Raw genomic sequence first — 13130 nt, 5'->3', positions numbered from 1 at the left:
TAATATAATTATTATAGTCATATATTTTTTATATTTTTTAAAGTTAGGACTATATTTTTATTAATTAATTTGAAAGGAGGTGAAAATATAGGAAAACAGGATATTTTGATTTCATTAATATTAATTTGTTTATTTATTTTATCATTAAATATGGCTTTTGCGACAAATGCTACAGAAGAAGTCTATATGGCCAATAATTTAAATGATTCGATTGTTACTAATGAATTTGTTGGTGATGCAGTTTTTGGAAAAACAATAGAAATTGACCAGGATTCTTATGATAATTATTTTAATAGATATACTGGTGAAATCTATGGGGATGCAGACATTAACTCGGGAGATATATTGAGAATAGCTAATATAACTAATAGAGGTTTCGTTATAGATCGTCAATTAACAATAATGCCTAACAGTTCATCAGATCAGATTCATAACGGATTTATTCATCTGGTTAAAGGCAGTGACGGTTCAATAGTAACAGGTCTTACAATCAATAACACTGAAGGAATATTAACGATTAATTCTCAGAATGTAGGTAATTTGCATGGAATATGGCTATCAGATACCAGCAACAATACCATTTCTTACAATGTGATAAGAATTGCTAATTCTGGTGGAGTCTATGCCATTCCTATGCATAGTGCAAGCAATAATAATATAATTTATAATGATATGAAAACGTATATCACATCCAATATTATTATGGCCAATAGTCATTACAATTTTATTTCAAGAAATAAGATTGAAGTATTGAGTTATTCAGACTTGTCAGTTACGAATTTGATTTATTTCTCTCCTTTTGCATTTGCAGGCCGTTTGGAACCTGCATTGTGTGAAGGATGTACGATATCATATAATGACTTGATAGGTTTTTCAACATTGCCTATGTCTATTATTATCCAGGCGGTTTATGCAAATCATGAAAACACGGTTATTGCGAATAATACTATCTTTAAAGGATCTTACGGTATTAATTTAATGGGTACTAATGTACAGGTTTATGGTAATGACGTCAATGGCAGTGTCATTGGAATTTCTGTAAGTGGAGATAATATGTCAGTCTGTGATAATGTCATATATGGAAAAAGCCAAAAAATAGGGCTTGGTGTCTTTGGTGGTGATAATTCAACAGGTATTGTTACTGGAAACGATATTTCATTTAATGATGTTGAATCCGGATTGAGAGTAGGTAGCAATCTTGATGTCTATAATAATATTGTTAATATTGAAAATTATGGAACTGCAATTGCTATGGTTGGCAATCACTCTAATGTCCATAATAATAAGGCAAAGTCAAGTCATGATGATGCAATCACATTTTTAGGCAATGAAAACACTATTGATAATAATATAATTATTACAAATGCCCGAGGTATATCTATAACGACTACTGAGACCAACAGGTATTATAATAATACAATATCCAACAATAAGATTACAAGTGACAGTTACGGTATCTCTCTTAAGGGATTAGTTTATTATACTACTATTGCATCAAATGTCATTGAAACTAATGCTAGTGTCGGTATATATAAGGATACTACAGATGCTATTGCAGATAGTGATTCCGACAATATGGTCAATGGTGTTATTTATGATGCAACTGCATTGATTATCAATGATGATAATTTCTATGATTATTTTGATGAATTCGGTTATTTGAACTATACTTTTAAGGAAAATTCCACTAAAACGATTTTCTTTAACTTCATTTCAAATAAGAATATTTTCTTTGATGAAAAGATTAATGTAATCAGCAATAAGCAGAATAATTTGTTATTCAATGTTACAATAACTTTTGAAGAAGGTTCTAGCGGATCTTTAATAAGAGATTTCAATTTTGTCAATTATAATAAAAACGCTATTGTTTTGGATAATGTTGATGATGTTAATGTGGTTTGCAATAATATAACTTCAATATTTACTAAAAATACCAGTTATGATTCTGCCATTTTTGTCTGTGGCGTGGGTATGGACAATATTATTTCAAATAATAATATTTATGTAAATTCCAAAATTGATTATGCCTATGGAATCAGTATTCCTTCATACAATCCTAGTTCATACACTTATAATAGGGAATTTTCAAGGAATTTTAAAATCAATGACAATACTATTATAATGATTACTTCTGGAATGGGAGAGGCAATATTTTCCGATACTATTGTTGAAAGTGATGTTTTTGGAAATAAAATCAATATCATTTCCGATGACTGCGGATACGGAATCGCAGCAGTTAATGTAATCGGCAAGCTTTATGGATGGAATATTTCAGACAATGAAATTATAATTCATGCTGACAAAATGGCATACCTAATTGAATTGCATATGTCCAAATCAATGAATGTAGAGAATAATTATCTCTTTTCCGAAAGTGGAGGCAGTTATGGTATCGTTTCGTATATATCCAATAATATTTCAATAACAAATAATACATTGGATATTTTTACCAGAAATACTTCAATGGATTATGTTGATGATATTGTTGGCATGGGTGATGGTGCAATCTTTATTTCAGGATACTGTAATAATATTTCTGTTATGGATAATTTAATTTATTCAAACGCTTCAAACCCTATAAAAATCAATGATAATGAGTCTTTAGTAGATTTGGGAAGAAATGTTCATGTTGTTAGTGATGTCAATTATGATATTTACTTTAAACCTGCATTGAATTCTGATATTGTTAGGGCTAATGATACATTATTGCTTAATCTATCAGATAATCAAATGTTGATAATAGACATTCCAGTTAATCTTTCAAGTTATAGGAAAAATTCAGTTAATACTGTTGTATTAATAATAAATTCATCTTCCAATATTGGAAATATTTCATTTGCTGATTCAACTGTCCATTTAAACAATGCTTCAGATGCGGTTATTTCAAATTGTGTTTTTGATGATTCGGTGATTTACATTGATGAAGGATATGGAAATTATTTGGCAAATAATTCATTCAACGGTGAAAATCTAATTGAACTGGATAACACTTCATTAAATAAGTTATACAATAATATATTTGCTGTTAACAGTTCATCTAGGGTTATTGTTATCAATAATTCCCGAGATACCAGTATCTTAAATAATAATTTCACTGGTGATGCTGAAAGTTTAATCTTTATTTATTCTTCAAATTCAAATAGGTCAGTTTTTGGATACAACATTATAATAGGAAATGCATCATCAGTATTTGGATATTATGGATTGAATTCAAGCTATGATTCAATAGTGGCTAATGAATTCAAGATTAATGGTGAATCCTTAATTACAAATCAATCTGCAATACATTATGCTGATGAATCTTCAAATAACTATATATGCGACAACAAAGTCTTTTCTAATTCATTAAGCGGTGATGATTATGCAGTTATGATAATTTCAGATAATGACCTATCCAATATAATTGTTGAAAACTATCTGATTAGTGGAAATGGTTCTAAACGTGCAAATGATGCAGTTTATTCAAAATATGGTATCGTTGCCAACAATACTCCATATAATATATTTGTTTCAGTTAATGGTAGTGATGTTTATGGTGATGGTAGTCAGTCAAATCCTTTTGCCAGCATAAGTCATGCTTTAAGCAATGCTTTAAATCATGCAGTAATCTACGTGTCAAAAGGAATCTACTTTGATCAAGACCTCTCCATTGATAAAAACATTACATTATCCGGAATTGAGGATGATGTTATAATTGATGCTGATTCAAATCAATTGTTTTGCATTTCTAAAACCGGTATTTTAACCGTTAACGGCATAACCTTTAGGAACGGTCATAATGTTGATGGAGGTTCATTATTTATAAATAACGGAACTTTGATTATTAATAATTCAACACTGTGCAATTCTTCTTCATATTATGATAATTCAAATCCTATTTTTGACCATGATGTGAGTGAAAATGAAGCATTTACTGTTGATTGTAGAGATACCGGTAAAGGTGGTGCTGTTTTAAATTATGGCAATTTGATTATAGATAATACATTCATATATGGCAATTTGGCCCATATTGGCGGAGCAATAGCCGATTTTGGTAAGACATCAATAAACTCTTCAGTTTTATATGCAAATCATGGTGTTCATGGTGGAGCAATTTTCACTGATTCTAACTATCTGTTGATTGTAAACAATACGTTATTTTATGATAATTCAGCAATTGTGACATTTAATTATTGTATGGTTAGAAGAGGAGTTTCTTCATGGTCCGTTACTGGAGTTACATATTCATACACTTCAATGTGTAATGTTCCTGTCGGCCAGGGAGGTGCTATCTATACCAACAGTACGGATTTAATCATTGATAATTCAGTATTCCATAAGAATTCTGCTGATAAGGGTGGTGCAATAGCTGGTAAATATGCTGGAGCTTCTGCTTATCAGGAATTGAATGTTGATTTGATTATAACAAATTCATCATTTGTAAACAATCGTGCAGAGGATACTAAAACCAATGGAAACATGGATTTGGTTGATACTTATCAGTATAATAATAACCATGATGGCGGAGCTATTTACGGTGCATTCAACAAATTCAATGCTTTAAATTCTGATTTTAAAGATAATCAGGCTTCAAATGATGCTGGTGCATTGTATGTGCAATCTGGCGACGCATTCATTGATTTATGTAATTTTATTGGAAATCGTGCAGGAAGTTCCGGTGGAGCAATGTTTATTTCGAATAACTTCTTGATTACAAGAACTGTTATTGCTAATAATTCTGCCAGATATGGTGGAGCTTTAAATTATGACTCATATTTCTATTATGGTCATGTACAAAACAATTTAAACATTTTTAATTCAACCATATCTGACAATATGGCGTTAATCTCCGGTGGAGCAATGCGTGTTGGCCAGGCTAATATTACAATACATCAGTCTAATATATATGATAATTTTGCACCTGAATCAAGTACAATTTCTCCATCATATATAACCAGCGATAGCACTAGAGTTTCTGCGGATATGAGATATAATTATTGGGGTCCTACACAATTAAATGGACGTCCTGCCAATGCAGATAATTCCGTTTATAATTTCCCTAATATCAGAATCGGATCCAGATTAAGTAATATTGTCACATGGTTTATTCCTAATGAACCTGCTGAAGATGATAATCCAGTAACTCCTGTAGACCCTGGAAATAATGACAATAATCCAGGAACTATCAATCCAACAGGAACAAATTCCCATTCTGCTACCAATACTAATATTGGTGGAGGAAATGGTAATTCTGGAGGAGGATATAACGGTAATGTTATAGGACCTTCTGGAAATCCTAACGGTCATGGATCCAATTTGGGAGAAGGTGATGGCGGACAGTATACTGGACCTGGCAGTTCCAGTCCGGCAGGAAGCACTATCGGCGGCATAAGTCCGAGAGGCATTAATGTACCTATTCCTAGTTCAAAACCAAGTACAAATACTGGAAATCCGGAATTTATTTATCAGGATATTCCGTCTTATGTTCCACCTAGTGAAAATCCATCAAATCCTAATTCCAATGGTGGTGGAAATGGCAATATGAATGGTCAGGATGGAACCGCCAGAGGCAATAGTGTAAGTAGGACAAACAGTTCTCAATTTGATCAATCCCTAGACACATTTGGTTTAGTGGCTAATGCAATTTCAGCTTCATCTGCTTCTCCATCATATTCTGGTGAATCATCTGAAGGTGAATCTTCACAATCTTCAAGTTCAAGTAGTGATGTAAAAGCTTATGAAATTGATGAGGACTCTGTAGAAAAGAAAATAGACAATGATAAGCCAATTATTATGTTTTTAATTCTTGCAGTTGTTGTACTTTTCTTATTAATATTTGGTTATAGGCGTAAGAGCAATGATGAATATTAATCATTTCTCTTATCTTTCTTTTTTTAATAATTTTTATATACTTCTTTAAATAAAACATATAACATTAGCGACCATTTTTTTAAAAAATGGCTTATGTTAGAGGTGTTAAAAATTAAATATGATAATATTCTTGTATATTTTTCATTATTATTAATTTTTATTCTTTCACTGTCCTTTGTTAGTGCAACTGAGGATAATTCAACAATATCAAATGATTTTATTTCAAATGATGTTGATAATGTTTTGGGAATAAATCAAAATGAAATTTATGTAAATAATTCTAATTCTGGATATGCTGACGGCAGTTATGAAGCACCCTATTCAAATTTAAATGAAGCTATTATCCATGCTGGGGATAATTCAAAGATTATTATTATGGATGGTAGATATACTGGAGCTTCGAACACTGCTTTAACTGTTGATAAGAATTTGACAATAGAAGCTCTGTCAGGAAATGTTGTTATTGACGGGGAAAATAAATACAGCTTTTTCAATATTTTAAATTCATATTCATTAAAATTGAATGATATAAAGTTTGTCAATGGATATTGTGATGTAAATTCAAAAAATACTGCCATTATCACAAATAATGGTGATTTGACATTAAATAATATTTCATTTAATAAAATGAGCAGTTTTATGGGGCTTATTTTTAATAATGCAAATTTATTCGTTAATGATTCAGAATTTAAAGATATATCTTCATCAACATTGGCTCAGATAATTGTAAATCTTGGAAATGCTACAATTGCAAATTCAAATTTGCCTTTCAGGTCTGTTGAGAAAGGAATCACTACAACGGTATATAACTATGATTCAATTCAAATCATCAATTCAGCTGTCGGGGATCTGATTTCCAATTATGATTATAGTGCCACAGGCGATAGAATATTTAATGTAGGTATAAAAAATTCAAAAATTCATTATATAGAACAGGAAAACGGTATTTTGTATGCAGATAATACAAATTTTACTAACGGATTGAGAATACATAATTCTGATGTTGAATTTAATAGGGTTGATGTATTTGATTTCAATCAGTTCTCCAATCCTTTTTTACTGTCCAATTCTACATTGACTGCGGTTTCATCAATATTTAACAGAGGCATTAATTCATTTTCATCTAAAATTAATGTTACATATTCTGTTATTTTGGATGAGATAACTGGTAATGGTGGTATTTCTGAAGTTTATGCTCCTTTCAACTGGTGGGGAGATAACAATGGTCCAAAAATCCGTTATGCAATAACTTCGGCTGATTATTGGATTATAATGCTTTTTGAAAATAATAATTCGCCAATTCCTGTTGGAACAACAGATCCTTTTGTTGTTTCTTTGAATAGGTATACTGACGGTAAATTAATTTATAAATTGGATAATGTAGGGTTGCTTCCATTAAGACAAGTCAGATTCGAGGCTCAAAATGGAAAATTCCTATATTCTACAGGTATTCTATCAAATGGTATTTTTAACAACTACTTATTGGATAATACTGAAAGCTCTCTGGTTTATGCAATCATTGATTCACAAAGGCTTAGGCTGGTTATTGGTACTGGTATGACAGATTATGAATTATATGTTTCCCCAACTAGAGGACACAATGGTTATGGTGACGGAAGTTTCGAATCTCCTTATCAGACATTGGATTTCACAATTAATAAGGCTTTAAATGGAAATAAAATCTATTTATTAAATGGAACTTATTCTTATGGTTCCAATTCTAATTTGCTAATTTCCAAAAATTTAACTATAATCGGACTGGAAAATGCTGTAATGAGCAGAGATAATGGCCGTAATATTTTCAGAATCCAGTCATGGGGAAGTCTTTTAATTAAAAATATTACTTTTACTGTAATGTCACAGGATTATGGTGATTCATTGTTTGTTGTAAATGGCGGTAAGTTAGCTATTGAAAATTCAACATTTACAGACATTGCATCTTCAGCGATAATTGACGGAAGTGGAATTGTAAAAATCACGAATTCATCATTCTACAAAAATAAGGGTGCAATTGTGACAGGTAATGCCAAATCTTATGTTGATAATATCTTAGTTGAGGAGACTTCCAGATATTATACAAATCAGATTTATTTGAACTATAATTATTTGTTCCCTATTGACGGTTCAGTAGAAATTTATAATTCAATCTTTAAAAGGAATAAATTAGGTATTGTTTATCTTCATCCAATCATGTTATTGTCTGTATCACTTGATGAATTACAAGCTTATTCCACTTATGCATATGTTGAAAACTCCACATTTATTGAAAATACATTTAAGTTCAATAGTCAGGTTTACTATTCAGAAACTTATGGATTCAGCATTTATGAAAGTCACGGATCTTTTGCTGGATTTATTAATAATTCCACTTTTATCAATAACTATGGTTCAATAGGAAAAATTAATTCAATAAATTCCTCTATATTTATAGGAAATGAATTGGCTGCCATTAACGCTTTGGATGTGAATAATTCCTACTTTGAAAATAATTCAAATATTCTCAAAGAGGGCACGGCCTATAAGGGGGATGGCCTTGTAAATGCAGAAACTGTCATAAATTCAACTTTCATTTCAAACAGGGCAGCATACGGTGGTGCATTGTACAATCCTAAAGCGGTCCACTACTCAGTATTTGTTAATAATACTGCCGCCTATGAAGGAAATGACATTTTTTCATATTCTGGAGACGTTGACTACTCATCCAATTGGTGGGGAGATAATCAAAAACCTGGTTCCGAAAAAGTATACTTGTTCCTGGGCAATCTGAAATTGGATGATTGGATTATAATGGAACTAGTTAATGTTACTGATGATAGAGTAAAAGTTAGTTTAAACTCATTAATTGATGTAAATGAAAATGTCCATAAATTAAATTACATAATTAATCAAAGACCGGTATTTTTATCATGCGTAAATGGAATTATTCAACCACTTAATTCTCCACTGAAGAATAATATTTTATATGCCAACATAACATCACTCGGCAGTTCAAAAGATATTAATGTGTATGCAAGAATTGACAATCAGGTATTGGATTTGTCATTGCTCAACACAAGTACTAAAATCATAATGGAAAATAAGGTATTTTACGGTGGAAACAATAAATATGGATTCAATTTAATCAATGTTAATGGCCATAAGGTATCTAATCAAACATTAACAGTTGAAATAATTAATTCAAAAGGTGAAATTGTAACATTTGATGTTGTAAGTGATGATAATGGTTATTGTGAAATCAATTTCCAGTATCCTGTAGGCTTGTACACAATAAACGTTTATTATGGGGGTAACGGTTATTTCAATCCGTCAAATAACACAGCTCAAATTAATGTTTTAGCATCTCAGACATATCTAATCACTCAAGATAAAACATATTACGGTAAGAATAATAACTATAATGCGATTTTGAATGATGTAAACGGATACGGTATTATAAATAGAACAATTCATTTTAAGATAATAGATTCAAACGGAAATGTAAAGAACGTTGATGCAAATACAAATGAATTTGGCCGTGCAGATTTAATTTTGAATATGGATGTTGGCAAATATACTGTCGAATCAATCTTTGATGGAGACATGTGGTATTTGAGTTCAAAATCAAAATCCCAGATAATTATCCGTCCGGTCAATTCAACTATCGATGTTCCGGATGTTGTTTTTTATGGAATGGGTAATGTTTATAATATTACATTGAAGGATGAACATGGAACATTAATCCGTGGAGAAAATATTAAGGTAATCATTAGCCAAGGGAATTTAACTGATGAATTCAGCTTAAGAACAAATAACAACGGTGTTGCTCAGCTTACGATAAATTATCTTCCGGGTGCTTATGATGTTAAGGCAATATATGCTGGAGACAATATTTATGGTTCAGCGGTAGGTAAAGGATTAATTAAAGTTGAAAAAGTCATTTCAGTGATTTCTGGATATCATCATGTTAACATTCCATTGAATGGTGTATATGATGTTGTTTTAAGTGATATGTATGGTAGATTCATTCCAAATGAAACAATTACCTTAAATTTATATTGGGGAAGCTTAATAAAAACATTATCTCAGAGCACTGATGGAAATGGTGTTGCAACTTTTGTTATCAATGAAAATGAAGGTTCATATTTGGCAACTCTCGATTATGCAGGAAACATATGGTATGAGGAATCCACATCTGCTGCAACAATAATTGTGAGCAATAAGACTGTTATCCAAGATGTATCCATGAATGCAAGTGATTTGGCTCAGTATTATGGTGAAAATAAATATTTTGTAATTTCATTCAATGACCCTAATGCATTTAGCCAATATGGAAAAACGATTATAGCCACAATTTCCTCTTCAAAAGGTATTCAGTCATATAATCTGTTGACTGATGCATTTGGAAAAGCACGTCTACAGATTAAGCTTGATCCTGACATATATAATATAACATATAGGTATACAAATGAATATTATAAGATATTCGCTGAAGAAAGCAATGTCATTATCGTTTATGATATGCCGACTTCAATTTATGCATCTGATGTTATAATGAAAGTTGGAGATAAGAAATATCTGGAAATCTATCTCAAGGATGTAAATAATAATCCTTTAACAAACATGCCAGTGAATGTTGATATTAACGGCACCAAATATAATTTAACAACAAAAAATGAAGGTATAGCTAGATTGCTAATAACCAATGGTGTTGGGAATTATTTGGCTACATTTACAATGAGCAATGTTAATTATATTTCATCCAAATCCAGTGCACGTGTCCTGGTTGTGGATTCAGATAAGACATCAACCTTCTTGACTGCTGAAGACAAGACTCAATTTGACAATGAAAGCGTTGAATTTAAGGTTGCTTTAATGGATTTGTTGGATAATCCAATTGCAGGAGCCAATATCTTAATCAATATTTCAACAGTTAGCGGAAATCCGGTAAACACTTATCAAAAGATAACAAACAATCTCGGTGAAGCCATTTTTAAACTTAAACTGAAATATGGAGACTATTTAATAGCTTCAAGCTATGTGGGTTCACAGAAATACCTTGAAAGTTTCACAACAAATTATCTAAAGATTTTGCCGTCAGCTAATTTAACAAAAACCATTCTGAAAGGTTCCTTTGAAGAGAATAACACTTATAAAGTTATTTTAATTGATGAAAATGCAAACTTGCTTTCAAATAAGCAGATTGTATTTAAGATAAATAATAACAGCTATTCCAGAGTGACTGATGAAAATGGTGAAGCTAGTATAAGTTTGGGATATGTTGCAGGCATTTATAATATTCAGGCAACATTTAACGGAGATAATGTATATGAAAAAACCGGAATAGCAGATTCCACAGTTATTTCAGGCAATTCAACTTATCTGTTTGTATTTGATTTGGTTAAATATTACAGAAACGGAACACAGTATTATGCACAGCTATTGAACTCTTTAGGTTTGCCCATATCAGATAAATTAATAATAATATCAATCAACGGTACAAATTATACGAATAAGACGGATAAGAACGGATGGGCAAGTTTAAAAATTGATTTGCATCCTGGATTTTATAAAGTGATAACATATTATTTGGCTGAAAATGTTACTGAAAGTGCCATAAAGGAATCAACGATTACTGTAATTCCAACAATCATCGGTGAGGATTTTATTAAATATTATAGGGATTCATCCCAATTTAAAGTTCAGCTATTGCAAGGAGACGGCAGCCCTATTGTCAATAAGAGCATTTCCATGAATTTAAGCGGTGTATTTTATAATGTTTTCACTGATGGGGATGGTTTTGCAAAGCTGGATATTTACTCAGAACCTGGCGTATATAATTTAACAGTTCAAAATCCATATGACGGTTTGCTCAGATCATTTAAAATTACTGTTTTACCATATTCCACATTGAAAAATTCTTATTTCAGGGGATTATTGATTAATGATACATATATACTTTCATTGGTAGATGATAATGATGAGGGAATCAGCAGTGTAAATGTCTTTGTAAAGGTAAATGATAATGGGTATAATCTTATGACAGACAGTGCAGGTAAGATATTTATTAATTTAGGTTCTGATATGGGAATATTTGACATTGAGGCTAAATTTAATGGAAATGGTGCTTTTAAAGGGTCTGATTTCAACGATACTGTTATCATCTCAGGTAATTTATCATATCTTTTTGCATATGATGTTGTCAAATACTACAGAAACGGAACACAATTCAACGCTCTTTTGGTTGATGCTCTTGGAAATCCATTGGCTGGTAAAAAAATCAATCTTACCCTTAACGGAATGGATTATACGAGAATTACGGATTCAAATGGATTGATTACATTTTCAATAAACCTAAATCCTGGTGTTTATAAGATTTATTGTGCATATTCTGCTGAAAATCCTCTGGAAAATGCTTTCGCTATTGCTAATATTACTGTTCTTCCAGTTATCTTTGGTGATAATTTAGTTAAATATTATAAAAACGATTCACAATTTTACGTTAAGGTTATTGACGGTACAGGTGCACCTATTGTTGGAAAAAACGTTACTATGAATATCAATGGGGTATTTTATAATAGATTAACAAATAATGAGGGGATTGCAAAATTAACTATTAATCTGTTGCCTGGTGAATATATCTTAACTGCATATAATCCATACGGTAATTTTGCTCAATCATATAATATTACTGTTTTGCCAACCATGATGGCTGCTGATGTTGTTAAATATTACATGAATGATACTCAGTATTATATTCAGTTAACTGACGGTAAAGGCAACCCTTTATCAAATCAGGATGTTGTGATGAATATTAACGGTGTATTCTATACTCGAAAAACCAATGATTTGGGTATTGCAAGATTAAATATAAATCTGAATCCTGGAGAATATATTTTAACGGCAATTCATCCAAATGGTCTTCAGATTAGTAATAAAATTACTGTCCTTCCGATTTTGGCTGCACAGGATTTGAATATGAAATATCGTGATGGAAGTAAATTTAAAGCTCTTCTCTTGGACGGTACAGGTCATCCTTCAGTTAATAAATCAGTTCAATTTAATATTAATGGGGTATTTTATAATCGCATTACTGATGGGAAAGGTTTTGCTTATTTGAATATTAATTTGATGCAGGGCAAATATATAATCTCTTCAAGTTATAATGGATATACTATAGCTAATACAATCACTATTAATTAATGAATAATATTTACTAAATGGCATTTGAGCATGTAATTTAGTTATTTTTTTATTTTTTTTTTAGTTAATTGATCCAGTAATGCTTTATTAATTATAAATTT

Annotated in this window: 2 protein-coding genes; both read left to right on the top strand. The window is 31.0% G+C overall.

Annotation, left to right across the window (positions count from 1 at the left end; genetic code table 11):
• Positions 1-150 precede the first annotated feature (150 nt).
• Complete coding sequence (locus ACKI3Q_RS00790; RefSeq protein ID WP_407413343.1) at positions 151-5850, top strand: NosD domain-containing protein; 5700 nt, start codon at positions 151-153, stop codon at positions 5848-5850.
• Between the two features lie 102 nt (positions 5851-5952).
• Positions 5953-13029, top strand: coding sequence for an Ig-like domain repeat protein (locus ACKI3Q_RS00785; protein ID WP_407413341.1), 7077 nt, complete (start codon positions 5953-5955; stop codon positions 13027-13029).
• The last annotated feature ends 101 nt before the right edge of the window (positions 13030-13130 follow it).

Origin of the sequence: Methanobrevibacter sp., assembly GCF_045636185.1 — an archaeon.
Lineage (GTDB): Archaea > Methanobacteriota > Methanobacteria > Methanobacteriales > Methanobacteriaceae > Methanocatella.
This window is presented reverse-complemented; position numbering and strand designations above follow the sequence as displayed.

Bases quoted from the DNA above. Each gene is read 5' to 3' on its own strand.
- ACKI3Q_RS00790 (WP_407413343.1), top strand. From the start codon at position 151: ATGGCTTTTGCGACAAATGCTACAGAAGAAGTCTATATGGCCAATAAT.